The sequence below is a fragment of the Winogradskyella pelagia genome (assembly GCF_017581965.1).
In the GTDB taxonomy this organism is placed as follows: Bacteria; Bacteroidota; Bacteroidia; order Flavobacteriales; family Flavobacteriaceae; genus Winogradskyella; species Winogradskyella pelagia.
This window is the reverse complement of record NZ_JAGEVF010000013.1, coordinates 42,093-68,265: the sequence shown is the minus strand read 5'-3', so window position 1 is coordinate 68,265 and position 26,173 is coordinate 42,093. Positions and strand designations below refer to the sequence as shown.

Annotated in this window: 26 protein-coding genes and 2 tRNA genes; 16 read left to right on the top strand and 12 right to left on the bottom strand. The window is 35.3% G+C overall.

The genetic code is table 11. The features are described 5' to 3' along the window. Positions 1 to 413: 413 nt before the first annotated feature. From thrS to rplT, 4 genes are all read left to right on the top strand, one after another. Positions 414 to 2,354, top strand: coding sequence for a threonine--tRNA ligase (gene thrS, locus J4050_RS14000; protein WP_208155218.1), 1,941 nt, complete (start codon positions 414 to 416; stop codon positions 2,352 to 2,354). A gap of 23 nt (positions 2,355 to 2,377) precedes the next feature. Then, positions 2,378 to 2,929: a translation initiation factor IF-3 gene (gene infC, locus J4050_RS13995; protein WP_347879124.1), complete on the top strand. Its 552-nt coding sequence runs from the start codon at positions 2,378 to 2,380 to the stop codon at positions 2,927 to 2,929. A gap of 42 nt (positions 2,930 to 2,971) precedes the next feature. Further along, positions 2,972 to 3,169: a 50S ribosomal protein L35 gene (rpmI, locus tag J4050_RS13990; RefSeq protein ID WP_208155217.1), complete on the top strand. Its 198-nt coding sequence runs from the start codon at positions 2,972 to 2,974 to the stop codon at positions 3,167 to 3,169. A gap of 104 nt (positions 3,170 to 3,273) precedes the next feature. Then, a complete protein-coding gene (rplT, locus tag J4050_RS13985) occupies positions 3,274 to 3,618 on the top strand; it encodes a 50S ribosomal protein L20 (protein WP_208155216.1) in 345 nt (114 codons plus the stop codon). Between the two features lie 89 nt (positions 3,619 to 3,707). Here rplT and J4050_RS13980 read toward each other — a convergent pair whose 3' ends face one another. From J4050_RS13980 to tgt, 7 genes are all read right to left on the bottom strand, one after another. Further along, positions 3,708 to 4,892: an asparagine synthetase B gene (locus tag J4050_RS13980; RefSeq protein ID WP_208155221.1), complete on the bottom strand. Its 1,185-nt coding sequence runs from the start codon at positions 4,890 to 4,892 to the stop codon at positions 3,708 to 3,710. A gap of 178 nt (positions 4,893 to 5,070) precedes the next feature. After that, positions 5,071 to 6,105, bottom strand: a complete 1,035-nt coding sequence (locus J4050_RS13975; RefSeq protein WP_208155215.1) for an AI-2E family transporter — start codon at positions 6,103 to 6,105, stop codon at positions 5,071 to 5,073. A 74-nt stretch (positions 6,106 to 6,179) separates the two neighbouring features. Next, a complete protein-coding gene (dnaB, locus tag J4050_RS13970; RefSeq protein WP_208155214.1) occupies positions 6,180 to 7,712 on the bottom strand; it encodes a replicative DNA helicase in 1,533 nt (510 codons plus the stop codon). A gap of 169 nt (positions 7,713 to 7,881) precedes the next feature. Further along, positions 7,882 to 8,835, bottom strand: a complete 954-nt coding sequence (locus J4050_RS13965; RefSeq protein WP_208155213.1) for an acetyl-CoA carboxylase carboxyltransferase subunit alpha — start codon at positions 8,833 to 8,835, stop codon at positions 7,882 to 7,884. Positions 8,836 to 8,884: 49 nt separating this feature from the next. Then, a complete protein-coding gene (locus J4050_RS13960) occupies positions 8,885 to 9,793 on the bottom strand; it encodes a DMT family transporter (RefSeq protein WP_208155212.1) in 909 nt (302 codons plus the stop codon). Further along, positions 9,780 to 10,856 (bottom strand): LptF/LptG family permease, encoded by a 1,077-nt coding sequence (locus tag J4050_RS13955; RefSeq protein ID WP_208155211.1) that lies wholly within the window; start codon positions 10,854 to 10,856, stop codon positions 9,780 to 9,782. Before J4050_RS13955 ends, J4050_RS13960 begins: the two co-directional genes overlap by 14 nt. A 3-nt stretch (positions 10,857 to 10,859) precedes the next feature. Beyond that, complete coding sequence (gene tgt / locus J4050_RS13950) at positions 10,860 to 11,990, bottom strand: tRNA guanosine(34) transglycosylase Tgt (RefSeq protein WP_208155210.1); 1,131 nt, start codon at positions 11,988 to 11,990, stop codon at positions 10,860 to 10,862. A gap of 166 nt (positions 11,991 to 12,156) precedes the next feature. Between tgt and J4050_RS13945 the strand changes: the two genes are divergently transcribed. Genes J4050_RS13945 through J4050_RS13935 form a run of 3 tightly spaced genes read left to right on the top strand, consistent with a single transcriptional unit; the run spans position 12,157 to position 14,623 of the window. Further along, positions 12,157 to 13,002, top strand: coding sequence for a transketolase (locus J4050_RS13945; RefSeq protein WP_208155209.1), 846 nt, complete (start codon positions 12,157 to 12,159; stop codon positions 13,000 to 13,002). A gap of 18 nt (positions 13,003 to 13,020) precedes the next feature. Next, the gene (locus tag J4050_RS13940) at positions 13,021 to 13,974 is read left to right on the top strand and encodes a transketolase family protein (RefSeq protein ID WP_208155208.1); all 954 of its coding nucleotides are present in this window, start codon (positions 13,021 to 13,023) and stop codon (positions 13,972 to 13,974) included. Positions 13,975 to 14,029: 55 nt separating this feature from the next. Beyond that, positions 14,030 to 14,623: an outer membrane beta-barrel protein gene (locus tag J4050_RS13935; RefSeq protein WP_208155207.1), complete on the top strand. Its 594-nt coding sequence runs from the start codon at positions 14,030 to 14,032 to the stop codon at positions 14,621 to 14,623. A 32-nt stretch (positions 14,624 to 14,655) separates the two neighbouring features. Here the strand turns inward: J4050_RS13935 and J4050_RS13930 are convergent, their stop codons facing one another. Next, the gene (locus tag J4050_RS13930; RefSeq protein ID WP_208155206.1) at positions 14,656 to 15,621 is read right to left on the bottom strand and encodes an FKBP-type peptidyl-prolyl cis-trans isomerase; all 966 of its coding nucleotides are present in this window, start codon (positions 15,619 to 15,621) and stop codon (positions 14,656 to 14,658) included. 120 nt (positions 15,622 to 15,741) lie between these two features. Between J4050_RS13930 and J4050_RS13925 the strand changes: the two genes are divergently transcribed. Genes J4050_RS13925 through J4050_RS13915 form a run of 3 tightly spaced genes read left to right on the top strand, consistent with a single transcriptional unit; the run spans position 15,742 to position 17,193 of the window. Then, the gene (locus J4050_RS13925) at positions 15,742 to 16,119 is read left to right on the top strand and encodes an RNA-binding S4 domain-containing protein (protein ID WP_208155205.1); all 378 of its coding nucleotides are present in this window, start codon (positions 15,742 to 15,744) and stop codon (positions 16,117 to 16,119) included. Continuing rightward, positions 16,106 to 16,693 (top strand): methyltransferase domain-containing protein, encoded by a 588-nt coding sequence (locus J4050_RS13920; RefSeq protein ID WP_208155204.1) that lies wholly within the window; start codon positions 16,106 to 16,108, stop codon positions 16,691 to 16,693. The genes J4050_RS13925 and J4050_RS13920 overlap by 14 nt, the downstream gene beginning before the upstream one ends. Then, a complete protein-coding gene (locus J4050_RS13915) occupies positions 16,690 to 17,193 on the top strand; it encodes a phosphoribosyltransferase family protein (protein ID WP_208155203.1) in 504 nt (167 codons plus the stop codon). The genes J4050_RS13920 and J4050_RS13915 overlap by 4 nt, the downstream gene beginning before the upstream one ends. Here the strand turns inward: J4050_RS13915 and J4050_RS13910 are convergent. Continuing rightward, positions 17,185 to 17,706 carry a shikimate kinase gene (locus J4050_RS13910; RefSeq protein WP_208155202.1) on the bottom strand — a complete coding sequence of 174 codons (522 nt, stop codon included), beginning with the start codon at positions 17,704 to 17,706 and terminating at the stop codon, positions 17,185 to 17,187. The genes J4050_RS13915 and J4050_RS13910 overlap by 9 nt on opposite strands. A gap of 131 nt (positions 17,707 to 17,837) precedes the next feature. On the opposite strand from J4050_RS13910, the gene J4050_RS13905 reads away from it, so the two are divergent. The 6 genes from J4050_RS13905 (at position 17,838) to J4050_RS13880 (ending at position 21,883) form a co-directional block, all read left to right on the top strand. Next, positions 17,838 to 17,910: transfer RNA gene (locus J4050_RS13905), tRNA-Lys, on the top strand. 56 nt (positions 17,911 to 17,966) lie between these two features. Continuing rightward, positions 17,967 to 18,051 (top strand) — tRNA-Leu (locus J4050_RS13900). A gap of 124 nt (positions 18,052 to 18,175) precedes the next feature. After that, complete coding sequence (locus J4050_RS13895; RefSeq protein ID WP_208155201.1) at positions 18,176 to 19,075, top strand: MerR family transcriptional regulator; 900 nt, start codon at positions 18,176 to 18,178, stop codon at positions 19,073 to 19,075. Next, complete coding sequence (crtID, locus tag J4050_RS13890) at positions 19,075 to 20,541, top strand: bifunctional phytoene desaturase/3,4-desaturase (protein ID WP_208155200.1); 1,467 nt, start codon at positions 19,075 to 19,077, stop codon at positions 20,539 to 20,541. Before J4050_RS13895 ends, crtID begins: the two co-directional genes overlap by 1 nt. A 42-nt stretch (positions 20,542 to 20,583) precedes the next feature. Further along, positions 20,584 to 21,423, top strand: a complete 840-nt coding sequence (locus tag J4050_RS13885; RefSeq protein WP_208155199.1) for a phytoene/squalene synthase family protein — start codon at positions 20,584 to 20,586, stop codon at positions 21,421 to 21,423. 13 nt (positions 21,424 to 21,436) lie between these two features. Continuing rightward, complete coding sequence (locus J4050_RS13880) at positions 21,437 to 21,883, top strand: sterol desaturase family protein (protein ID WP_208155198.1); 447 nt, start codon at positions 21,437 to 21,439, stop codon at positions 21,881 to 21,883. Between the two features lies 1 nt (position 21,884). On the opposite strand, the gene J4050_RS13875 is transcribed toward J4050_RS13880, so the two are convergent. The 3 genes from J4050_RS13875 to J4050_RS13865 form a co-directional block, all read right to left on the bottom strand. After that, positions 21,885 to 22,457: a TlpA family protein disulfide reductase gene (locus J4050_RS13875; RefSeq protein WP_208155197.1), complete on the bottom strand. Its 573-nt coding sequence runs from the start codon at positions 22,455 to 22,457 to the stop codon at positions 21,885 to 21,887. Positions 22,458 to 22,529: 72 nt separating this feature from the next. Then, positions 22,530 to 24,797, bottom strand: coding sequence for an aconitate hydratase (locus J4050_RS13870; RefSeq protein ID WP_208155196.1), 2,268 nt, complete (start codon positions 24,795 to 24,797; stop codon positions 22,530 to 22,532). Positions 24,798 to 25,000: 203 nt separating this feature from the next. Then, the gene (locus J4050_RS13865; RefSeq protein ID WP_208155195.1) at positions 25,001 to 26,137 is read right to left on the bottom strand and encodes an acyltransferase family protein; all 1,137 of its coding nucleotides are present in this window, start codon (positions 26,135 to 26,137) and stop codon (positions 25,001 to 25,003) included. Between the last annotated feature and the right edge of the window lie 36 nt (positions 26,138 to 26,173).

Below are 26,173 nucleotides of genomic sequence, written 5' to 3'. Positions count from 1 at the left end.
ATGTCTATGAACTTTTTTCTTTCCGCTTAACATCCCTTCGGCGTTTTAGCGGGTGCAAATATAAAACCCTTTTTTTATTCCCACAATAAGAATCTGGAAAAAAATTGAATATTTTTTTTCTTAAAATTTAGGGTCTAGTAATCAAGTATTTGGAGAACTTTAAATATACAAAAAAAACTAACTCCGCCCCTAATTAAAAAAAGAATTCAAAGTTATTACCTAAATCTTCGGCATTGGTGGACTTTATTAAAGGAACCAAGATTATATTTATGGTTATTTTAAAAACGTTCGAAGGCTCAAAAAAGAAAACATTCTAATGTTACTTTTCAGATATAGATTATAACGCAGCTATTCTTTGTGTATTTAAGAGATAGACATATCTTTGTGGGCTAATTTATTATTCAATTATAATAATGATAACAATCACCTTACCAGATAATAGTAAGCGTATATATAATGACGGTATTACTCCTATGGATGTTGCCAAAGACATTAGCGAAGGTTTTGCCCGTAATGTCATCTCTGCTAAATTTAATGATGTTACTGTAGAAACCTCGACAACGTTACATCAAAATGGTAATTTGACGTTATACACATGGAAAGACAAAGAAGGTAAAAAAGCTTTTTGGCATTCATCTGCTCACGTTTTAGCGCAAGCGCTAGAAGAACTTTACCCAGGTGTTAAACTATGGGTTGGTCCCGCAATTGAAAATGGTTTTTATTATGACGTTGATTTAGGTGAAGGTGTTATCTCTGAAAAAGATTTTAAGTCTATCGAAAATAAAATGATAGAAATAGCTAGAGGCAAACATGACTTTAACATGCGTAATGTTTCAAAAGCAGACGCTATGTCTTTTTATAGAGGTAAGAATGAATATAAAGTTGATTTAATTGACAAACTGGAAGATGGCACAATAAGTTTCTGTGATCATTCAACTTTTACTGACTTGTGTCGAGGTGGCCATATTCCAAACACTGGCATTATAAAGGCTGTAAAAATACTAAGTGTAGCTGGAGCTTATTATAAAGGTGATGAAAACAATAAACAATTAACCAGAGTTTACGGTATTTCATTCCCGAAACAAAAAGAATTAACCGAATACTTACATCTTTTAGAAGAAGCTAAGAAAAGAGATCATAGAAAACTTGGAAAAGAATTAGAACTTTTTACTTTTTCCCAAAAAGTTGGACAAGGCCTACCTCTCTGGTTGCCTAAAGGTGCTGCATTACGTGAGCGTTTAGAAAATTTCTTGAAAGCCGCACAGAAAAAAGCTGGTTATGAAATGGTGGTCACGCCACATATCGGAAGCAAAGAATTGTACGTAACTTCTGGTCATTATGCGAAATATGGCGAAGACAGTTTTCAGCCTATTACAACACCTGCTGAAGGCGAAGAATTCTTGTTAAAACCAATGAATTGCCCTCACCACTGTGAGATATATAATAGCAAGCCTTTTTCTTACAAAGAATTACCGAAACGTTTTGCTGAATTCGGAACAGTATATCGTTATGAGCAAAGTGGTGAATTACATGGGTTGACAAGGGTAAGAGGTTTTACTCAAGATGACGCTCATATTTTTTGTACACCTGACCAATTGGATACTGAATTTAAAGAAGTCATTGATCTTGTTTTATACGTTTTTGGCTCACTAGGGTTTGAAGACTTTACAGCACAAGTTTCTCTTAGGGACCCCAAAAAGCCAGAAAAGTACATTGGAGATGAGGTGAATTGGCAAAAGGCTGAAGATGCTATTTTAAATGCTGCTAAGGACAAAGGGTTGAATTATGTTGTTGAAACTGGTGAAGCTGCATTTTATGGTCCTAAGCTAGATTTTATGGTAAAGGATGCACTTGGTCGCCAATGGCAATTAGGAACAATTCAAGTTGATTATACACTTCCTGAACGATTCGATTTAACTTACAAAGGGAGCGATAACGAAATGCATAGACCAGTTATGATACACCGCGCACCTTTTGGAAGCATGGAACGGTTTATAGCAATATTACTAGAACATACGGCTGGAAATTTTCCGCTTTGGCTAATGCCTGATCAAGCAATGGTTATTTCTGTTAGTGAGAAATATGAAAAATACGCGCAAAAAGTTTTAAATTTGTTAGAAAATGCCGAAATTCGCGCCCTTGCAGATAATAGAAATGAAACTGTAGGTAAGAAAATCAGAGAAGCGGAATTAGCTAAAATCCCCTACATGGTTATAGTTGGGGAGCAAGAAGAAAAAAACCAGACCATCAATGTAAGAAAACATGGTGGGGAAGATTTAGGAGTTCTTAGCATCAGCAATTTTGAAAACCTGATAAATAAAGAGGTAAAAGAAAGTTTAAAAACATTTAAATAATATAAAACCATAACGTCATAGCAATTCGAAGAAACAGAAGGAAAAATTATAGAAGAGAGTCTCAAGAAGACAAGCATAAAATCAACTCAAAAATAAGAGCTGAAGAAGTGCGGGTTGTAGGAGATAACGTTGAAGTGGGGATTTATCCATTAAAAGAGGCTTTAGCCATTGCAGATGAGCAAGAACTCGATCTTGTTGAGATTTCGCCAGATGCGAAACCTCCTGTTTGTAAAGTAATGGATTATAAGAAGTTTCTCTACGAACAAAAGAAACGAGAAAAAGCTTTAAAGTCAAAAGCTACAAAAGTAATAGTCAAAGAAATAAGATTTGGGCCACAGACGGATGATCATGATTATGAGTTTAAGAAAAAACATGCTATAAAGTTCTTGAAAGACGGAGCTAAGCTAAAGGCCTTTGTGTTTTTTAAAGGGAGATCTATTGTGTTTAAGGAACAGGGTCAAATTCTCTTATTAAGATTAGCCCAAGACCTTGAAGACTACGGTAAGGTAGAGCAAATGCCTAGATTAGAAGGAAAACGTATGACAATGTTCATTTCACCAAAAAAGACTAAGTAAAAATAAATAACATAAGCGAAACGTAATTAAAACTAGGAGAAAATGCCTAAGATGAAAACAAAATCAAGTGCTAAGAAACGGTTTAAACTGACAGGCACAGGAAAAATTAAAAGAAAGCACGCTTTTAAAAGTCATATTCTGACTAAAAAGTCTAAAAAGCGTAAGCTTGCATTGACTCATGATACTATCGTACATAAGTCTGACGAAGAAAATGTAAAATTAATGTTACGTTTAAAGTAATATTTTTTTACCGGTTAAAATAAATCAGAAACCCTGGAGTTAGGCAAAACAATTTAGCAAGTGTCATAAATATGTGACCGCCTACTACAAAAAATAATTAAAAAATGCCAAGATCAGTAAATTCAGTAGCAAAGAGAGCCAGAAGAAAAAAGGTTCTTAAGCAAGCAAAAGGTTACTTTGGAAGACGTAAGAACGTTTGGACAGTAGCTAAAAACGCGGTTGATAAAGCGATGCAATATTCGTATAGAGACCGCAGAAACAAAAAAAGAACTTTCCGTGCGCTTTGGATTATGCGTATTAATGCAGGTGCAAGACAACACGGAATGAGCTATTCAAAATTTATGGGTAAATTAAAGGCTAATAATATAGAGTTAAACCGCAAGGTTTTAGCAGATTTAGCTATGAACCACCCAGAAGCTTTTGAAGCTATAGTAAACAAAGTTAAATAAGGCGTTTAGCCAAAATAATAACAACATTTCGCTTATGAAAAAGCCCGATTCTTTGGAATCGGGCTTTTTTTTAAGTTATACCCTACAATTCAGGTCTTTTGCTTTTTCTTTTTAGCCGCTGGAAATAATACATTATTAAGTATTAATCGGTAACCTGGAGATGTTGGATGCAAATCCAACTCTGTTTTTGGGTCCCCTACTCTATGTGTATAATCCTCAGGATCATGCCCGCCATAGAACGTAAAAAAGCCTTTACCTTTAATCCCATGGATGTATTTGGCTTCCATATTAGTTCTGTTTTCTCCCATAACCAATACGTTAGATTTAATTTGGTCTCTGGTAAATGAAGTTGTCTGCCCCATAAACCCTTTAATAAGAGCCGTATGATTTTGGGTAAGCATGGTTGGTATGGGATCCCATTTTGCAGAATATTCCATTAGACTAAAATAATCCGTTGTCATAGGTATTTGTCGTTTTCTGGTCATATCTATAGACGAAAACTCATATATATTTGGACTACTTTCTAAAATGAAATCTTTGAAAGCAAATGTTTTGGAAAAATCTATTTTATTTTGGTAGCCAGCATCACTGCCGTCACCATCGAACATCGGCTCACAAATATCAATACCTTCCGCAGCTAAAGCAATATCAAAGCTGTCTGTTGCTGAACACATAGCAAACATAAAACCACCTCCTACAACATAATCTCTAATTTTTAGTGACACAGCCAATTTAGCCTCTGAGACTTTTGAAAACCCTAATTTCTGAGCTAGCTCTTCAGCATTTCTTTTTTCTTCTATGTACCATGCCGCAGACCGATATGCACGGTAGAATTTACCGTACTGCCCCGTAAAATCTTCATGATGTAAATGCAGCCAGTCGTATAATAACAACTCATCTTTTAAAACTTGTTCATCATAAACAGTTTCATAAGGTATTTCAGCATATGTGAGCACCATAGTCACAGCATCATCCCAGGGTTGCTTTCCGTAGGGTGTGTATACTGCAATTTTTGGTGCTTTTTCGAGTACTACCGCCTCTTGATTAACCGCAGGACTACTAATATCCTCAAGAATTTGAGAAGCCTGGTTATCTGATAAAATCTCATAAGACACTCCCCTTATTTGACATTCTTTTCTAATAATATCTGCGTCTGGCAATAAAAAGGAACCTCCCCTATAGTTCAAAAGCCATTTTACTTTCAACTCCCTTTCTAAGGTCCAATAAGTCACACCATACGCTTTGAGATGATTTTCTTGGGTCTCTGCGTCCATTGGTATTAAAATATAGGTAGCATAAAGCTTAGTAAAAGCAAAAAGAAAGGTCAATACTAAGAGGCGTGTTTTCAAAATATGTTACATTTTAAAATTCAAGATAGTTTTTTTTAAGGACAAGAGCTCCTACTTTAAAGTACTTTTAAGACAATGGGTGTCCACAAAAAAATCATAAAGATTAAATAATTGTCGTTTGTTTACCAGATAATAAACTGGCAATAATTTTAGTGCTTTCAAACTGCTCGAGAATAATTTTTATAAAAACAGTAATTGGTATAGCCATAATAAGTCCTGGAATTCCCCATAGAAAGCCCCAAAACATTAACATCACCAAAACTGCTATGATATTTATAGAAAATGATTTTCCCATAAAAATTGGTTCCAATATAGCGCCAAACAATACTTGCACCATTGATATTGAAAGGATAAAGAATACTAATGTACTTGTTGGGTCCAATTCTACAAAGGCAAAAATAGATAAAAGAATAACTGAAATAAACGAACCCACCATTTGAATAAAGTTGATTGCAAAAGCAAACAAACCCCAAAATATTGGGAAACTGACATCAAAAAATAAGCACATTAGTCCTGTAAAAAGACCTGTAAGGGCACTTACTAAAAACTTTACTTTGATAAATTTTATAAGATCTTTTTCTATTTTCATAAAAGCTTTAATGGAGGTATGCTTTTGTTTTAAAATAGTATTGTTTAACAACTTGTGTACATTTATGGACTCTGCTAACCAGAGCACCACAAAAAATGCAGTCATCAGAAGGGATGTCACAAAACCTCTGAGATAATCTATTGTAGAGCCAATATTATCTTTTTTAAAGAATTCTGCAAAAACACTTTTTTCGGTATCCATTTCTAGACCAAAGTTATCATCCAAATAACCTTTTAAAGCCTCAATCTTAGGCTGTGCTTTTTCCAAGAAACTCGCATTGCTTGCCAAAATTTCCTTACTTGACAGTTGTATGAGTTCAAACCCAATTTTCAATCCACCAACAACAAGTAGCAACACTATTATTATACTTAAAAATTTTGGTATTTTCCTTCGGCCTAATATGCGCATCAAAGGCAAAAAAAGCAATGCTATAAACATTGAAAAAATTAAAGGAATAAAAATAAAGGACAGTACCTTTAGGAGATAAAACACCAAAGGAACAGCTATTACTAGCAACAAAATATTAGTGGTACGTCTTTGGTCTAACATGGGGCAAAATGTTCTTTATGATAGCGAATCGTAAAGATACGTCAAAAAGAAACTTTTAGTTATATAAGATCATGTTAAAACGGTATACCATCATCTTCAGGAGAATCGAATGCATCGGAAGCTGAAGGAAAAGAATCTGGTTTAAAAGTATCATCGTTGGCAGCTGCATTCATCTTAGAATGAAATTCTCCAAAAGGCGTATCAAAATCATCAAGATTATCAAATTTACCAAGATGTCCAATAAACTTCAATCGAATATTATCTAGCCCACCGTTTCTATGTTTTGCCACGATGAACTCAGCCTGTCCTTCTGTTGGAGAGCGCTCTTCATCATCCCATTCATCTATTTTATAATATTCTGGTCTGTAGATAAAAGAAACGATATCTGCATCTTGCTCAATTGCACCCGACTCCCTTAAATCTGAAAGCAATGGACGCTTACTTCCTCCTCTAGTCTCAACCGCTCTAGATAACTGGGATAAAGCAATGACAGGGACATTCAATTCTTTTGCTAAAGCTTTAAGGTTCCTGGAAATTGTAGAAATCTCTTGCTCACGGTTCCCTCCTTTCATACTTCCTCCTGCGGTCATTAACTGAAGGTAATCAATAACTATCAGTTTAATGCCATACTGAGAAGCCAAACGCCTGGCCTTTGCTCGTAAATCAAAAATAGAAAGCGAAGGTGTATCATCGATAAACAGTGGTGCCTTTTCCAACGTTTTAACCTTTACATTTAACTGTTCCCACTCATGCTTTTCGAGCTTTCCTGTTCTTAATTTTTCAGAAGATAAGGCTGTTTCACTCGAAATTAAACGCGTTATAAGCTGTACAGACGACATTTCAAGAGAGAAAAAAGCAACAGGGATATTATTATTTACAGCAATGTTACGTGCCATGGTTAGGGTTAATGCTGTCTTGCCCATACCTGGTCTAGCTGCTACGATAACTAAATCTGAAGGCTGCCAACCTGAGGTAAGTTTATCTAATTTATCGAAGCCGCTAGGAATTCCACTTAAACCCTCCTTATTGGATATTTCTTCAATTTTTTTCTTGGCCTGAATCACTAAACTCTGAGCCGTTTCAGTGGATTTCTTAACGTTCCCTTGAGTAACTTCATACAATTTAGCCTCAGCATTATCTAAAAGGTCAAACACATCCTTGGTCTCGTCGTATGCTTCCTCTATAATTTCGTTAGAAATTTTTATTAAACTACGTTGAATATATTTTTGCAAGATGATACGTGCATGAAATTCAATATGTGCTGATGAAGAGACGCGTTGCGTTAAAGAAATGAGGTAAAAATCGCCACCTACCAAATCTAATTTTTCGTCTTTCTTAAGCTGGCTAGAAACGGTTAATAAGTCAACCGGTTCGCTATTTTCGAATAATTTAAAAATAGCCTCAAAAATATATTTATGAGCGTCTTTATAAAATGCATCGGGACTCAAAATATCAATTACCTCATCCACACCTTTTTTATCAATCATCATTGCGCCAAGCACAACTTCTTCTAAATCAATAGCTTGAGGTGGTATTTTACCCTTCTCAAGGCTTATGATTGTACTTTTATCTACTTTATAGCCCTTTATTGGATTCGGTTGTTTCATAAGTTACAAATGTAGCCAATAAGTATCGACGAACGGCAAACACGTATTATTCTAATCTTAACATGTCTTCAACAATTAAACTGTTGATAAGTTAAAAATATTGTTGATATCCATAAAAAAAACCGAAGCAGAAAACTTCGGTTTTTTAAGTACCTTGTAGCTAGAGGTTTTAATCTTTATAAACTCCCATCTGTTCGTATTTTCCCATACGATTTTTAACCAATTCAGTTGGTGATAAGTTTTTGAGTTCGTCATAAGCTGCGACAATGGAATCTCTAACGGCAATAAATGCTTTTTCTCTGTCTGTATGAGCACCTCCTAGAGGTTCTTTTACAATTTTGTCAACGAGTTTCATTCGTTTCATATCCTTAGCCGTAAGTTTCAATGCTTCTGCTGCTTGTTCTTTATACTCCCAGCTTCTCCATAATATAGATGAACAAGACTCTGGCGAAATAACAGAATACCAGGTATTCTCTAACATAAGCACCTTGTCACCAACACCTATACCTAAAGCACCTCCTGATGCCCCTTCTCCAATAATTACCGTAATAATTGGCACTTTAAGTCGAGTCATTTCTAAAATATTTCTAGCAATGGCCTCTCCTTGGCCTCGCTCTTCAGCTTCTAAACCTGGATAAGCTCCTGGAGTGTCAATTAAAGTAACTACAGGTATTCCAAATTTCTCAGCAGATTTCATTAGCCGAAGCGCTTTACGATAGCCCTCTGGATTGGACATGCCAAAGTTTCTGTATTGTCTTGTTTTTGTATTGTATCCTTTCTGTTGTCCGATGAACATATAGGATTGATCTCCTATTTTACCTAAGCCACCAATCATAGCTTTGTCATCCTTTACGCTTCTGTCACCATGCAGCTCTAACCAAGATTCTCCACAAAGTGCATTTATGTGATCTAGTGTATAAGGCCTATCGGGATGACGAGACAACTGAACACGCTGCCAAGCCGTAAGATTCTTGTAAATGTCTTTTTTGGTTTCAGCAAGCTTCTTTTCAATTTGCTTGCAGGTTTCCGTTACATCTACATCGCTTTCTTCGCCTATAATCTGGCATTTTTGGAGTTGATCTTCTAGCTCTTTTATGGGTAATTCAAATTCTAAATATTCCATACAATTAGAAGTTATTTTTGTTTAGTTAGTACAAGACAAATATAAAACTTTAATCCTTTAATATCTTCCTTTTGTTAATTGCCGTTTGTCGGTTTTTTAAATATGCATCTAATATCACTGTTGATAGTACTAGTAACGCCCCAAGATAAAACTCCAACGACATTACTTCCGATTCTGGAAACAAAATCAATGCCAATGCTATACCATAAACAGGTTCTAAATTGTAACTCAGAATTACGGTAAATGGACTTATGTATCTCATCACCTCCACAGCACCAATAAAGGCATAAGCGGTACAAATTGACGCAAGAATAAAAAGGTAAATCCAATCTGATTTTGGAAGTGCAAAAAATGAAGAGTCAAAGGATTTCCCCATTAATAGCAGAAAAACAGTCAAAAAAATAACACCGCTAACAAATTCATAAAAAGAAATTACGCTTGCCTTATGTTTTAGTATAAACCTCCCATTTATCACTGCAAAAAGTGTTGAGAAAAATGCCGAAAGTAAGCCTAAAACAATACCATATAAATATTCGATTTCACTACTTGTAATAAGGACTACTCCGATAATCACAATAAAACCAAATACCATTTCGTAACCTAGGATAGAGCGTTTGAAAAAAATAGGTTCTACAAAGGAAGCAAAAAAAGCACCTGTAGAAAACATAGCTAGCGCAATAGATATGTTGGCTTGATTTATGGCTTCAAAAAACGTTATCCAATGCAAAGCAATAATAATACCAGCTACTGAGAATTGTACAATGACCTTTTTCGGTACTTTCAAACTTATCCCAACAAATCTTATATACAAATACATCAATATACCTGCTATAGACATTCTATACCAAACAAGCTCCAAAGACCCTATACTTATTAGCTCCCCTAAAATTGCCGTAAAACCAGCAATAAAAACCAGAAAATGAAGATGTAGATAGTTTTTAAGCTTAGCGTTTGGCATTTTGCAATAAGTAAATCGCTAAAATACCAAATATTGTATTAGGAAACCATACTGCTACAACAGCTGGAAAATCTGATTGAGCAGCCATCACTCCAAAAACTTTATCAAAAAAAACAAAAACCATAGCGATAGCTATACCCAAAGCTAAATTAACTCCCATGCCTCCTCGACGTTTAATTGAAGAGACTGCCACAGCAATAATAGTGAGAATGAATATTGAAACAGGCAAACTCCATTTTTTAAGTTTAACTACCTCATATCTGCCAATATTAGAAGACCCTCTGCGCTTTTCTGCCTCTATAAAATCTATAAGGTCGCCATAAGTTTTAGTTTCAGCAGCATATTCTACCGGAGTTAAGTCCTCTAGTTCAAAGGGTAAAATCAATTCTTTTCTATTACTCTTTTCAATGGTTTCTAGACCATTTTCAAAACTACGTTTAACATATCGTGTTAACCTGTACAGACTGTCTTCTTCTATGTATCTAATATTATCTGCAAAGATTTTAAACTTAAGTTCATTTCCCTCAAAATGCTCGTACGTAAAGTTCATTCCAGATTTACTTCTAACAACAAAATTACTTACATAAATTATGTCATTATCGTTAATCTGCCTGTAGACGTCCTTTGTTTTCTGTACCTCTTTGTGACGTTTTAAATATTTGTATTTAAATTCATTAAAACCCTGACTGGCATATGGTGCAAGAAACATTCCTAAAATTAAAGCCGCTACAGCCACAATGGAGGCACCTATAAGATATGGCCTTAGAAACCTCGTAAAGGAAACGCCAGAACTTAAAAATGCTACTATTTCTGTATTGTTAGCTAGTTTAGATGTAAACCATATGACAGATAAAAATAAAAATAATGGAAATAAAAGGTTGGCAAAATAAACGGTAAAATCAATATAATAAGCCACCACTTCATTGAATGGAGCGTTGTTTTCAATAATCTTTCCAATTTTCTCAGCTAAATCAACCGTAATGCCAATTGGGATGAACAACAAGAGCATCATCAAAAAGGTTAACAAATAACGTTTTAATATGTACCAATCTAGGATTTTCAAGTCTTACAAGCGTTTATCCATTTGTTTTACCATTTTATCTTTCCATTCCCTAAAATCACCGTCAATAATATGTTTTCGAGCCTCTCTTACAAGCCACAAATAAAAACCCAGATTATGAATTGTTGCTATTTGCTTACCTAATAATTCATTGACAGAAAATAGATGCTTCAGATACGCTTTGCTATAATCCGTATCAACATATGTAATACTCATATCATCGATTGAACTGAAATCATTTTCCCACTTCTTGTTCTTAATGTTAATGGTTCCATGGGCCGTAAACAACATGCCATTTCGTGCATTTCGCGTTGGCATTACACAATCAAACATATCTACTCCTAACGCTATATTTTCTAAAATATTGATTGGTGTCCCCACTCCCATGAGGTAACGTGGTTTTTCTTCAGGTAAAATATCACAAACCACTTCTGTCATCGCGTACATCTCCTCTGCGGGCTCACCAACCGAAAGCCCTCCTATAGCATTGCCTTTGGCATTAACACCAGCAATATATTCTGCCGATTGTTTCCGTAAGTCTTTAAACGTACTTCCTTGAACTATAGGAAAGAACGTTTGAGAATAATCATACTTATAAGGTGTTTTCTCCAAATGTACTAAACAACGCTCTAGCCATCGATGCGTCATATGCATGGATCGTTTAGCATAATTGTAATCGCAAGGATAAGGTGTACACTCATCAAAAGCCATAATTATATCAGCACCAATGCTGCGTTGGATTTCCATCACATTTTCTGGCGTGAAAACGTGATAGCTGCCATCTATATGAGATTTAAACTTAACACCTTCCTCTTTTATTTTTCGATTTGCTGAAAGGGAATATACTTGGTATCCACCAGAGTCTGTTAAAATATTTCTATCCCAATTCATAAACTTATGTAAACCACCTGCTTCTTCCAAAATTTTAGTTTTTGGCCTTAGATATAGATGATAGGTGTTTCCTAGAATAATATCCGGGTTGATATCATTTTTCAGTTCACGCTGATGAACGCCCTTAACTGAAGCTACCGTACCAACAGGCATAAAAATAGGAGTTTCAATTTTCCCATGATCTGTAGTAATTTGCCCAGCTCTTGCCTTGGACTGTATATCTGTTGCGACGCGCTTAAACTTCATTGGTTCTATGTACAGGCGCAAATATAATTAACTCAGAAACATTGCCATCTTAATTAAAATCAAAATTGTTAGCAAATCATCTAAATCGTTAATAAGTGTAGTTATTGCCAACTTGTGGGACTTTTTTAAAAACTTATTTTTGTACCGATTATTTAACATACAGCAAATGCCAAATATTGAAGAATTACAAGATTTAACCACGCAAGTACGGCGTGATATTCTAAGAATGGTACACAAAGTAAATTCTGGCCATCCTGGTGGATCACTCGGTTGCGCAGAGTTTTTTGTGTGCTTGTACAACGAAATCATGGAATCAAAAAATGGTTTTAATATGGACGGAATTGATGAGGATATTTTCTTTTTATCAAACGGGCATATTTCTCCGGTATATTATAGCGTATTAGCGCGCTCAGGATATTTTCCGGTTGATGAGTTAAATACCTTTAGACTAATTGACTCAAGATTGCAAGGTCACCCAACAACTCATGAAGGACTACCAGGTGTGAGAATTGCTTCTGGATCGTTGGGTCAAGGGATGTCTGTTGCAATTGGTGCTGCTGAGTCTAAAAAACTAAACAAAGACAATCATTTGATATATAGTTTACATGGTGATGGAGAGCTACAAGAAGGACAAAACTGGGAAGCTATTATGTATGCTGCTGGCAATAACATAGACAACTTAATTGCTACTGTAGATTTAAATGGTCAGCAAATTGACGGTTCTACTGATAATGTATTACCAATGGGCAATCTTAAGTCTAAATTTGAAGCCTTTGGATGGACAGTCCTTGAAATTGAAGAAGGCAATGATATCTCATCTATACTCCAAGGAATGGCAAAAGCTAAAACCCTAACTGGGCAAGGAAAACCTGTTTGCGTGTTGCTTAAAACCGTGATGGGGAATGGTGTTGACTTTATGATGCATACACATGCTTGGCACGGAAAAGCACCCAATGACGAGCAGCTAGAGATTGGTCTCGCACAGAACATAGAGACAATTGGTGATTATTAAAGTTTAGCATAAAAAAACATGAAAACATATACAAATACAGGAAGTAAAGATACCAGGTCAGGATTTGGAGCTGGACTAACAGAACTTGGAAAACGAAACGAAAATGTAGTAGCGTTATGTGCCGATTTAACAGGCTCATTAAAGATGGATGAGTTTATGGCTAACCATCCAGAGCGTTTTTTCCAAGTTGGCATTGCCGAGGCCAATATGATGGGTATAGCTGCAGGTATGACTATAGGAGGGAAAATTCCATTTACAGGTACCTTTGCTAACTTTTCAACAGGAAGGGTTTATGACCAAATCAGACAAAGTATAGCTTATTCGGGCAAAAACGTAAAAATATGTGCATCACACGCTGGTGTTACATTGGGAGAAGATGGTGCAACCCACCAGATTCTCGAGGACATAGGCTTAATGAAAATGTTGCCTGGAATGACGGTTATAAACACCTGTGATTTCAATCAAACCAAAGCAGCAACTTTAGCCATAGCAGAACACAACGGCCCTGTTTATTTAAGATTTGGAAGACCAAAGGTTCCTAATTTTACTCCAGAAAATCAGGAATTTAAAATAGGCAAGGCTGTTCAACTTACGGAAGGAACTGACGTTACAATTGTAGCTACCGGACACTTAGTCTGGGAGGCGCTTGAAGCATCAAAAGTACTTGCTGATTCTGGTATTTCAGCCGAAGTGATTAATATACATACCATTAAACCATTAGACGATAAAGCCATATTGGAGTCTGTATCTAAAACAGGATGTATTGTTACGGCAGAAGAGCATAACTATTATGGTGGTCTTGGTGAAAGTGTAGCACGTGTCTTAAGTCAAAACCATCCAGCTCCACAAGAATTCGTTGCAACAAATGATACTTTTGGAGAATCCGGAACACCTGCTCAACTCATGGACAAGTATGGATTAAATAGTGCTGCTATACAAAAAGCTGCAAAAACTGTAATAGCAAGAAAATAATATTGGGGCTTCCAACGTTTTTGATTAAAGACATCTAATCTTTAAAACGAACGTTATGAGAACATTTAAAACAATAGCACTATTGACGCTGTCTTTAGTGCTTTTTTCTTTTGCCTGCCAAGGACAAAGCGGATCGTCATTTGGACTAAAAGCTGGTCTAAATTACGGTGCCAACGGTGATTATTTTGAATCCATAAGTTCTAATGCTCAAAACCCAGATGGCAACATTGGCTATCATATTGGACTCTTTGGTAAATTTGGAAATACCATTTACTTAAGACCAGAATTGGTTTACACGGCGACAAAAAGTGAGTATTCTAGGGGAGATTTTGAAATTAAAAAATTAGACGTACCCTTACTTGTCGGTATTAAAATCATTGGTCCTCTTAGTGTTTTTGCAGGCCCATCTTTTCAGTACATACTAGATACTGATTTTGAGGGTATCTCTGCACGTGATATTGAAAATGACTTATCTATGGGATTTAATTTTGGGATAGGTATAACACTTAACAAAATAGGTGTCGATTTGAGATATGAAAGAGGATTTAGCTCTAATGAGACTATATTTATAACAAACAATAATCTAGATATTGTTAGTATTGACTCAAGACCAAGTCAACTCATTTTAAGCGTTTCATTAGCATTATAAAAAAAAGGCTGCGATTAATCGCAGCCTTTACTTTAATTTTCATCTTGATTCGATTCTGTTTCTTCAGGATCTAAATACTTAGGTATGCCGTTCATACCAATATCGTTTGTTGGATCACCATCTCCATCAATATCTTCAAATCTTGTGATAACACCATCCCCATCGTCATCTATATCTAAAAAATTTGGTATTCCGTCTTCGTCAGTATCGTCATTACTAACATTTCCGTCACCATCCAAATCTTCAATGAAAGATAAAACTAAATCATTATCATGATCTATAACTTCGTATTGCAATAAATCGAACTTAAATACTAGATTAGAATACTGTGGGATACCTGTCACAAAATTAGAGTAATATGCCAAACCTGAAGGTAAGAACATAACTCCCAGCCCATAATTGTCATAGGTTACCTGACCATCATCTTCTATTACAAAATTTTCCGCTGTGTTAAAAGTGGGCATTATTAATTTCCACCCCTCAATTGTTCCGAATACCGTAAAACCATCGCCCTGAAGTGGTACATCTGCTGGTGAAGATTGTTCGTCGAAAACACTTGCACTTGTTACCAAACTACCTTCATATCTCACTCTTACAGCGTCTGTAAAAGCTGGCGAAGCACCACCCCCTTGGTTAATTCGCAATACATAATATTCATAATCCGTATCAGCAAACTCTACTTGATAAGGGTCGTCAATAGCATCAATTAAAAGTGTATTTGATTCTGGATTTGGTAAAGGCAGATAGTTATCGTCATCATCCTTTGGTAATTCTGAAATAATAATGTCACTATACCTATGATTAGTACCCGTTTCAAAAAAACCAGAATTGTAATAATGAGTTGATAAATATTGAAGTAATGAGTCCTTATCAGCTAATTGCTGCTCGGTCCTATCTCTTTCTGGGACAAACTCTTGGGAATTGTCATCTGGTGTGCAGGCAATTATACCTACAACAAATAGAACAAGTAAAAATGGTATAAGAGATTTAATCTTCATAGTCTTGTAATTTCTTGCAAAAAATACTGCAAGGTTCATTATTGCTTTTTTCAGTGCGCAAGATACAATATTATAATATTTTTGCATTAAGGTATTAACGTTGATTTTTACCAAAACAATATGCGTGTAGACAAATATTTATGGGCCGTTAGGTATTACAAAACAAGGAGTTTGGCATCAACCGCTTGCAAGAAGGGTCAAGTACGTGTTAACGAGACCATCGCTAAACCATCTAAGGAAGTGTATCCAACAGATAAGATTACACTAAGAAAAAACCAAATCACTTACACTCTCACGGTAAACGATTTACCTCCGAATCGTGTTGGCGCCAAATTGGTAGATATTTATAGAACAGATACTACCCCTAAAGAAGCCTTTGAAGCCCAAGAGCTGCTAAAATATAGTAAAGATTACTATCGTAAAAAGGGTACTGGCAGGCCAACAAAAAAGGACCGCAGGGATTTAGAAGATTTTTATGAAGAAGATGATACTGAATAAAGAATATTGGAAAAAACGTTATAAAGACAAAACTACAGGTTGGGATATTGGTTTTGTATCACCTCCTATGAAAAATTTCATAGATGGGTTGCAAGACAAAACAGCAAAAATTTTAGTTCCTGGTTCTGGCAATGGCTATGAAGTTGAATATTTGTGGCAAAATGGATTTAAAAATGTCTTCGCTGCGGACTACGCAGAACTCCCTTTAATACATCTTAAGAAAAGGATGCCCAGCTTCCCTGAAACCCAACTTATACACTCTGATTTTTTTGAGATTGACCAATCGTTCGATATTATATTGGAGCAAACGTTTTTTTGTGCGCTTAATCCCTCACTGAGACCTTTATATGCCGAAAAGATGGATGCGCTTTTAAAGCCAAAAGGTATATTGGCTGGTTTACTGTTTAAATTCCCTTTAACCACTTCTGGCCCACCTTTTGGCGGAAGTATCAATGAGTATGAGGAGTTGTTTAAATCTAAATTTCATCTACATAAATTAGAGACAGCATATAATTCTCTGCAAGAGAGAGCAGGTAAAGAACTGTTTTTTATCTTTGAAAAAAAGAGCACATGACTTTAGTTAAGAACACCATCCTCAATCATAAACAGATTGAACACAAAATAAAACGGATTGCCTATCAGATTTATGAAAGCAATGTAGACGAAACCGAGCTCATTGTTGCAGGTATAGAAAGTAATGGATATTTATTGGCAAAAAAAATAAAGTCTAATTTAGATAAGATTTCAGACATAAAATCGACACTTTGTAAGGTGACCATAAATAAATCTGTCCCAACAGAACCAATACTGACATCTATTAAGGTTAAAGACTATTCTAACAAATCAATAGTTTTGGTAGACGACGTTCTTAATTCTGGCAGTACTTTAATATATGGTATCAAACATTTTCTAGATGTACCGCTTAAGCAATTTAAAACGGCTGTCCTTGTTAATAGAAACCACAAGAAATACCCTGTAAAAGCAGATTTTAAGGGTATTAGCCTTTCAACATCTTTGTATGAACATGTCCATGTAAATCTTTCTAAACAACCGTACGAGGCTTATTTAGACTAATTTTCTAACAATATCTTCTGAAATTTCTTGAACGGTTTTTTTCTCGCAATCTACGGTATAAGTGGCCATATTGTAAAAGGTATTCCGTTCAAATAAATGTTTGCCAATAAATTCTAAGAACTCCTCTTGCGTATTTAAATGAGCAATAAGTGGTCTATTCATTTTTTCTGGTATTAATCTATCGACTAAACTTCTTAAAGGTAGTTTTAAGAAAAATGTGTTAATCTTATTCGAGTTATTTAAAAAAGTCATGTTTTCAGAATAACAGGGCGTGCCACCACCAAGTGCCAAAACTATATCCTCACTAGAAGCAATAAGTTGTCTTAAGTATTTTGCCTCCCTAGTTCTAAAATAGATTTCGCCTTTTTTCTGAAATATTTCAGGTATAGAAACTTGCTCATTTTCAGAAATATAATCATCTAAATCAAAGAAGTTATAGTCCAATATTTTCGCTAAGTTTTTACCTACGCTAGTCTTGCCAGCACCCATATAACCTATTAAAACAACAATCATAACTATTTTTTTTAATGCATTTACTTCGTGAAAATTCCTTGACAAAAAAACGAAAATTAAAATTAAAAAAGTATTGTATTATTAATTAAACATTCTATCTTTGCACCCTCGTTTGGGAAACTAAATGAAATGACCGGGTAGCTCAGTTGGTAGAGCATCTCCCTTTTAAGGAGAGGGTCCTGGGTTCGAGCCCCAGCCCGGTCACAAAAGTTAAGCTATTTGCTTAACTTTTTTTTTATCTTTATTGCTCTTAATTTTATGCGCACGTGGCGGAATTGGTAGACGCGCTGGCTTGAGGGGCCAGTGACCGTTTAGGTCGTGGAAGTTCGAGTCTTCTCGTGCGCACTTCTTCATGAATTATTGCTTTTTGTGTAATTAGCAAATTGATATAGTTTTTATTTAAATTATGTTAATTGTGAAGACCGTATCGCTATAAATCTTATTTTTGTTTAAACATTTTTTGCAAAAAATGAACAATATCAAAAATAAGTTCAGTATCAAAGACCTTGAAAACCTAACAGGAATTAAGGCACACACTATAAGAATATGGGAAAAGCGCTATGAATTACTTAAACCCAAGCGTACCGAAACCAATATTAGATATTACGATTTAGCTAGTTTCCAAAAATTATTGAACGTTAGCTATTTAAATAATAATGGCTATAAAATCTCTAAAATCGCGACTATTGAAGAACATAAAATTCCACTCCTTGTCCGAGAGATTGCGTCACAAAACAATATTGAGAGCCATGCCATCAACTCCTTCAAATTGGCTATGCTTAATTTTGACCAAATATTGTTTTATAGCACCTATGAATCTTTACTAAAGGAAAAATCTTTTTCTAAGGTCTTTCATGATGTTTTTATACCATTATTAACAGAAATAGGTTTGCTTTGGCAAACAGATACAATTACTGAGGCTCACGAACATTTTCTAACAACTTTGATTAGACAAAAAATCCTTGTTAATACCGAGAAAGCACAGTCAAGAAACGTTAATTCCTCTAAAAAGACTTTTGTACTTTACCTCCCAGACAATGAAATCCATGAGCTAGGATTAATGTTTATCAATCATGAAATTGTGCACAAGGGGTATCAGTCCATATTTCTAGGACAAAGTGTTCCACTGAAAAGTTTAACAGCACTATTTAATTATTACGAAGACTTAACGTTTGTCTCCTATTTCACAGTAAAACCTGAGAAAGCAGAGATTGATAACTATATTAAGGAATTTAATAACACTATTTTAAGCCGACCAAAAACGGAATTTTGGATTTTAGGGCAAATGCTAAATGCTCTCGATTTAAAAAGCTTGCCTCCAAAAATAAGACCATTTAAAAGTATTGATTCATTAATTAAAGAGCTATAGTGAGTAAAACAATATCTATAATAGGTTCTGGATTTTCAGCGTTGTCAGCATCGTGCTACCTTGCTCAATCTGGCTACAAGGTGTCTATTTATGAAAAGAATAATACCGTAGGCGGTCGTGCACGACAATTAATTAGGGATGGATTTACGTTTGATATAGGTCCTAGTTGGTATTGGATGCCTGATATTTTTGAAAAGTTTTTTAATGATTTTGATAAAAGTACTAGTGATTATTATGAGCTAGATAAATTGAGTCCAGCTTACAAAATATTTTTTTCGGACGAAGTGATTACCATTGGCGATCATATGGACAAAATCTGTGAAGAATTTGAACGTATTGAGTCTGGTAGTTCAGTGCCCTTACGTAAATTCATTTCACGCGCACAAGAGCACTACGACATAGCTATAAATAAGGTAGTTCTTAAGCCAGGTTTATCACCATTTGAATTGGTAACTAAAGAGACTGTTACCAGAGTTGATCAATTCTTTAAAACAATTAGTTCTGAGGTAAGAAAAAATTTCAAAAACCCGAAACTCATATCAACACTTGAATTTCCAGTGTTGTTTTTAGGAGCTAAACCAAATCAAACGCCGTCTTTTTATTCGTTTATGAATTTTGCGGATTTCGGCCTTGGTACGTGGCATCCAAAAGGTGGTATGTATGAAATCATAAAAGGCATGACCAAACTTGCAGAAAGTTTAGGTGTATCCATACATACAAATAGTAACGTTGAAAAAATAACCGTTGAACAGGGTAAGTCTAAAGGTATCGTTGTTAACGATAAATTTATACCTTCAGATGTTGTTTTGAGTGGTGCAGACTACCATCACTCAGAAACTTTACTCGATACGAATTATCGTCAATATAGCGAAGCCTATTGGGAAAAAAGGACTTTCGCGCCATCCTCATTGTTGTTTTACGTAGGTTTTGATAAAAAATTAGATCATATAGAACATCACAACTTGTTTTTTGATACTGATTTCGAAGCACACGCCGAAGAGATTTATGATCACCCTAAATGGCCAAAAGACCCTTTATTTTATGTCAATTTTCCTTCAGTTACCGATGAAAGTATGGCACCAAAAGGATGTGAGGCTGGTTTTTTCCTCATTCCTATTGCTCCAGGATTGGAAGACACTCCAGAGCTTAGACAACAGTATTTTGATATAGTTATAAATAGATTTGAGAAACGTACAAATCAAAATGTACAAAACCACATCATGTTTAAAGAATCCTTTTGTGTTAATGATTTTGTAGAACAATACAATTCATACAAGGGTAATGCTTATGGTATGGCAAATACGTTGATGCAAACGGCCTTTCTTAGACCTAAACTTAAAAGTAAAAAAGTAGACAGCCTCTATTTTACAGGACAGCTTACCGTTCCTGGGCCTGGAGTTCCCCCTTCTTTAATATCTGGGAAATTAGTTGCAGAACTAATTCAAAACAACGAAATTAACCGCTAATTAATATGGTTTTATAAATCGCCAAGCACAAAAAAATTATCTATGAAATCAATTTTTGACAATGTCTCTAATGAGTGTAGTAAGCTAGTTACCAACGCTTACAGCACCTCTTTTTCTATGGCTACTAAAATGCTTTCGGACAGCATTAGACAAGACATTTACAATATCTACGGTTTTGTGAGGTTTGCTGACGAAATAGTGGATACATTCCATGACTATAATAAAGAAACATTATTTAAGCATTTTGAAGATGATTTAGAACGCGCTCTAAGCGATAAAATTAGTCTAAATCCTATTTTAAATTCGTTCCAGGAAACCTATCACAAGTACAACATAGACCAACATCTTGTAGATGCTTTTATGAATAGCATGCGATTAGATTTGCACAAGAAAGATTATTTAACTGATGAAGAATACAAAAACTACATCTATGGCTCAGCCGATGTTGTTGGTTTAATGTGCCTTAAGGTATTTGTTAAAGGAGATGAAGCTAAGTACAATGAACTAAAAGATTCTGCAATGAGCTTGGGTTCAGCTTTCCAAAAGGTGAATTTTTTGAGAGACCTTAAAGCAGATTTTGAAGACCTTAGCAGAACCTATTTTCCGAATACAGATTTAGATCAGTTAGATGAAGCTTCAAAACAAGCTATTATAGCTGATATAGAAAATGATTTTTCAAAAGGCTTACAAGGAATTAAGCGATTACCTCTAGAGGCAAGATTTGGAGTTTTTATGGCATATCGTTATTACAGCAAGCTTCTAGATAAATTGAAAAAAACACCAGCTTTAGAGATAAAATCTGCTAGAATACGCGTACCTAATTATAAAAAAGTAGAGCTCCTTACAAGAAGCTATGTTAAATATCAATTAAATTTGCTCTAAACATAAAGAAGTAATGCAAACGGTATATTGGATATTAATTTTTTTAGCAACCTTCTTCGTTATGGAATTTAATGCATGGTTTACCCATAAATATATTATGCATGGATTTTTGTGGACTCTTCATAGAGATCATCATCATAAGGATCACAAAAGTTGGTTTGAGCGCAATGATGCCTTTTTTCTTTTTTATGCTGTAGTTTCAATGGGCTGTTGGTACCTCTGGGGCGAACAAAATTTATGGTATTTTTTGCCTATTGGTATTGGTATTATGGCTTACGGCCTAGCCTATTTTATAGTTCATGATATTTTCATACATCAGCGCTTTAAGTGGTTGCGTAATATTGATAATAAATACGCAAGAGGCGTACGGAGGGCACATAAAATACATCACAAACACTTAGGCAAAGATAAAGGAGAAAATTTTGGAATGTTAATCGTACCTCTCAAGTACTTTAAGTAATCTATTCTTCTATTAGTGTTTTCAGTAGCTGGTGTATAGCTGGCTGATTCCAGTCAAGAGCACCCTTTTCATCAACAACAATCTCAAGGTTCTTATTTAGAATAAATGTTCTAGGAATAGATTTGGTCATCAATTCCTTTGGAATTCTATTTAGTGGGTTATATGCTTTGAATGAATACCTATTCGCATCCAAAAACGTATTGACTTTCACCAAATCTTCGTTAGTCACAAAAAGAAAAATCACTTCGTCTTGGTATTTTTCATATAACCCTTGTAAACTAGGCATCTCAGCAATACAAGGTGGGCACCAGGTTGCCCAAAAATTGATGAGAACAACTTTATTTTTAGCATCAGATAAATTATACGGTTTATTGTGCTTGTCTATTAACTTCCAATCATAATTACTTAAAACTTGTCTATCACTAGAATCTATCATTTCAACACCTTTAAAGTTTGAAATAATACTATGAAATGCTATTTGAATACGCTGCCGAGATTGAGGAATTAATAATACCAAAACCATAAGTAGCCAAATGACGTTCGTTATTATCCGCTTTTTGTTTTTAGTTTTCAAATCGTCTAAATAGATAACAAAAAAGCCCTTGTTTATTACGCAAGGGCTTTTTTTATTGTTTATAATAAATACTTAAGCGTTCTGTTTCTTAATAAGATTTAAAGCAGAACCTTCTTTATACCACTCGATTTGAGCCTTATTATAGGTATGGTTTAACTCTATTATATCTTTGCTACCATCAGAATGAACAACCTCCATGTGAAGTGATTTATCTGGAGCAAACTCGTTTAAATCTAAAAAGTTGAAGGTATCATCTTCTTGAATTAAATCATAATCAGCCTCATTTGCAAATGTTAACCCTAGCATTCCCTGCTTTTTAAGGTTCGTTTCGTGTATCCGTGCAAAAGATTTAACGATAACCGCGGCAACACCTAAATGTCTTGGCTGCATGGCTGCGTGTTCTCTGGAAGAACCTTCACCATAATTATGGTCTCCAACCACTACCGTCCAAACACCATTCTTTTTGTATTCGCGTTGGGTATCTGGAACACCTCCGTAATCGCCAGTAAATTGGTTTTTAACAAAATTTGTCTGCTTATTAAAGGCATTAACAGCACCTATTAAAGTATTGTTTGAGATATTATCTAGATGTCCTCTATAACGTAACCATGGACCAGCCATAGAAATATGGTCCGTTGTACATTTTCCGTAAGCCTTAATTAATAACTTCGCGCCTTTAATCGTATCGCCTATTGGTGTAAATGGCGTTAGTAACTCTAGACGTTCTGAGTCTTCCGCTACCTTAACTTCTACTCCACTTCCATCCTCAACAGGTTCTAAATAACCATTCTCTTTAACATCAAAACCTTTAGGAGGCAATTCCCATCCTGTTGGTTCGTCTAACATTACCTCTTCTCCATTCTCGTTGATTAAGGTATCAGTCATTGGATTAAAATCTAAACGACCGGCAATGGCGATTGCAGCTGTAATCTCAGGAGATGCAACAAAAGCATGTGTATTTGGATTTCCATCTGCGCGTTTAGCAAAATTCCTATTAAACGAATGCACAATACTGTTCTTAGGTGCATTCTTCGGGTCACTATATCTCGCCCATTGTCCAATACATGGACCACAAGCATTTGTAAATATTTTAGCATCTAATTTTTCAAAGACCTGTAAGATTCCATCGCGTTCAGCTGTATACCTCACCTGTTCAGAACCTGGATTTATCCCAAATTCAGCCTTCGTCTTTAATCCTTTATCCAAGGCTTGCTGAGCAATAGAAGACGCTCTAGACAAATCCTCATAAGACGAATTTGTACAAGATCCTATTAAGCCCCACTCTACCTGCATTGGCCAATCGTTATCCTTGGCCTTATTTGTCATTTCTTTTCCAACAGTAGTTGATAAGTCTGGTGTAAAAGGACCATTCAATAATGGGCCTAATTCTGAAAGGTTGATGTCTATAACTTGATCAAAATATTGCTCTGGATTGTCATACACCTCTGCATCTGCAGTTAAATATGATTTAATTTTGTTGGCTTCATCTGCCACATCCGCTCTGTCTGTAGCTCTCAAATAACGCTCCATTGAGTCATCATAACCAAAGGTAGAAGTTGTTGCGCCTATTTCGGCACCCATATTACAAATTGTACCTTTTCCTGTACAAGACATTGACAAGGCTCCTGGACCAAAATATTCAACAATAGCACCAGTACCACCTTTTACGGTTAAGATTTCTGCAACTTTTAAAATCACATCTTTAGGTGCCGTCCAGCCGGAAAGCTTACCAGTTAATCTTACACCAATTAATTTAGGGAATTTAAGCTCCCAAGGCATTCCGGCCATGACATCTACAGCATCCGCGCCTCCAACTCCAATAGCTACCATGCCTAATCCACCAGCATTTACCGTATGAGAATCTGTACCGATCATCATTCCTCCCGGAAATGCATAATTTTCTAATACAACTTGGTGAATAATACCAGCACCTGGTTTCCAGAAACCAATTCCATACTTATTAGAAACAGATTCTAAAAAATTAAAGACTTCACTACTTGTATTATTGGCGTGTTTTAAATCTACTTCTGCTCCGCTTTTGGCTTGTATTAAATGATCACAGTGAACTGTTGTAGGTACTGCTACCTTAGGCTTACCCGCTTGCATAAATTGTAACAGTGCCATTTGCGCTGTCGCATCTTGACACGCCACACGATCAGGTGCAAAATCTACATAATCTTTGCCTCGAGTAAAGGCCTTATTAGGTGTGCCATCCCATAAATGTGAATAAAGAATTTTTTCTGAGAGTGTTAACGGTTTACCAACAATTTTGCGAGCTGCATCAACGCGCTCGGCCATGCTCGTATAAACCTTTTTAATCATGTCAATATCAAAAGCCATAGATGTGATTTATTTAGTGAATAATTCTATTTTTCTACCTTATTGTAAGGGTCGCAAAATTACAAATTTTTAAGCAGATTTTAAAATATGTAATGAAAACTGTTAATCACTGAATTTAAATCAATAAAACTCAATTTTATCGAGAAAATATTAAGTATATCACAACTATGGATGTGATATATTAAGAGTTTAACAAAAAGGGGTTATTTAAAATTATCCTTGATTTTAGGTAAGTCTCTTAAATCGGTCATCGGTTTTTCATATAAACGATACAGGATATATGCTGACAAGAATGTAATCAATACATAAACCAAGATATATACCACCAAATCCAAACCTGCCATAGTTTCTGAAGGGATAAAATGCTTCATCAGTTGCATAATAATGGAATAATGCAACACATATATGGCATAGGACAAAATGCTTATATAGGTAATTGGCACCTCAATCCACTTACTTGCGGATTGAATCTGGCTAAATAATGGTAAGGTTAAGGCAATTGAAATAGATTTAATTATGAAGTACCATACATTCCAGAATGCAGGATGTTCTGTTATGACCCATTGTTTAATCGGAATTAGAAAATTAATTGCAATAAAGACCAAAATACCAACTCCAAAGGCCAGATATCTCAGTTTATACCAAACTTTTGGCTTTATAACCGAAATATATGCTGCCAAAACACCGTAATAAATAGTATCTATTCTATAAATAACAATCGATTTTACATTAAGAGACCAATGCCTCATATGTCTAATCTCTTGATTGTGATTATACCACAACTTGCTGAGTAAAAACACTACTAAAATGAACAAGGTTACAATTAAAAACAGACGAGGTCTGGGAGTTTTTCTTTTGAAAAACAAAACTAAATACAGTAATAAAGGTCCTAAGATATAAGCAAACTCCTCAACTGATAAGCTCCACGATTCAGGGAAAAACCATGGTAATTGAGCACTGAAATTGTGAAGGAACAAACCGTATTTCCACAGTGCTTCTGGCAGCTGGTTGCCTATGTAAACGGCTAATAGAATATTTAAGATTAAGGTGAGATAATAATTTGGTAAAGTTCTAAACCAACGTCGCACCCAAAAGTATCTAACTTGTTTAAAGCTGAAATCTTTAGTCGTATACATTCGGTAGAGAATTCTTCCGATAAGAAATCCGCTAAGCACGAAAAAAATATCCACTCCTAAAATCCCGAAAATACCAAAGAGATTTCTTGTAATACCTCTCATATCTGGTGCAATCCAAAGAATATGTGAACACATGACCATGACTATGGCTGTTGCCCTCATGATATCCAAGCCAAAAATTCGTTTATCATAATCTATTCGCATAAAAAAAGCCTTAGTTTTGTTTTGGAAGCCGATAGA

Bases quoted from the DNA above. Each gene is read 5' to 3' on its own strand.
- dnaB (WP_208155214.1), bottom strand. From the start codon at position 7,712: ATGAAACAACCGAATCCAATAAAGGGCTATAAAGTAGATAAAAGTACA.
- J4050_RS13880 (WP_208155198.1), top strand. From the start codon at position 21,437: ATGCAAACGGTATATTGGATATTAATTTTTTTAGCAACCTTCTTCGTT.
- J4050_RS13980 (WP_208155221.1), bottom strand. From the start codon at position 4,892: ATGGACGCAGAGACCCAAGAAAATCATCTCAAAGCGTATGGTGTGACT.
- rpmI (WP_208155217.1), top strand. From the start codon at position 2,972: ATGCCTAAGATGAAAACAAAATCAAGTGCTAAGAAACGGTTTAAACTG.
- J4050_RS13870 (WP_208155196.1), bottom strand. From the start codon at position 24,797: ATGGCTTTTGATATTGACATGATTAAAAAGGTTTATACGAGCATGGCC.
- J4050_RS13930 (WP_208155206.1), bottom strand. From the start codon at position 15,621: ATGAAGATTAAATCTCTTATACCATTTTTACTTGTTCTATTTGTTGTA.
- J4050_RS13885 (WP_208155199.1), top strand. From the start codon at position 20,584: ATGAAATCAATTTTTGACAATGTCTCTAATGAGTGTAGTAAGCTAGTT.
- J4050_RS13915 (WP_208155203.1), top strand. From the start codon at position 16,690: ATGACTTTAGTTAAGAACACCATCCTCAATCATAAACAGATTGAACAC.
- thrS (WP_208155218.1), top strand. From the start codon at position 414: ATGATAACAATCACCTTACCAGATAATAGTAAGCGTATATATAATGAC.
- J4050_RS13935 (WP_208155207.1), top strand. From the start codon at position 14,030: ATGAGAACATTTAAAACAATAGCACTATTGACGCTGTCTTTAGTGCTT.
- J4050_RS13910 (WP_208155202.1), bottom strand. From the start codon at position 17,706: ATGATTGTTGTTTTAATAGGTTATATGGGTGCTGGCAAGACTAGCGTA.
- J4050_RS13925 (WP_208155205.1), top strand. From the start codon at position 15,742: ATGCGTGTAGACAAATATTTATGGGCCGTTAGGTATTACAAAACAAGG.
- tgt (WP_208155210.1), bottom strand. From the start codon at position 11,990: ATGAAGTTTAAGCGCGTCGCAACAGATATACAGTCCAAGGCAAGAGCT.
- J4050_RS13895 (WP_208155201.1), top strand. From the start codon at position 18,176: ATGAACAATATCAAAAATAAGTTCAGTATCAAAGACCTTGAAAACCTA.
- J4050_RS13945 (WP_208155209.1), top strand. From the start codon at position 12,157: ATGCCAAATATTGAAGAATTACAAGATTTAACCACGCAAGTACGGCGT.
- J4050_RS13940 (WP_208155208.1), top strand. From the start codon at position 13,021: ATGAAAACATATACAAATACAGGAAGTAAAGATACCAGGTCAGGATTT.
- J4050_RS13920 (WP_208155204.1), top strand. From the start codon at position 16,106: ATGATACTGAATAAAGAATATTGGAAAAAACGTTATAAAGACAAAACT.
- J4050_RS13960 (WP_208155212.1), bottom strand. From the start codon at position 9,793: ATGCCAAACGCTAAGCTTAAAAACTATCTACATCTTCATTTTCTGGTT.
- J4050_RS13965 (WP_208155213.1), bottom strand. From the start codon at position 8,835: ATGGAATATTTAGAATTTGAATTACCCATAAAAGAGCTAGAAGATCAA.
- rplT (WP_208155216.1), top strand. From the start codon at position 3,274: ATGCCAAGATCAGTAAATTCAGTAGCAAAGAGAGCCAGAAGAAAAAAG.
- J4050_RS13975 (WP_208155215.1), bottom strand. From the start codon at position 6,105: ATGTTAGACCAAAGACGTACCACTAATATTTTGTTGCTAGTAATAGCT.
- J4050_RS13865 (WP_208155195.1), bottom strand. From the start codon at position 26,137: ATGCGAATAGATTATGATAAACGAATTTTTGGCTTGGATATCATGAGG.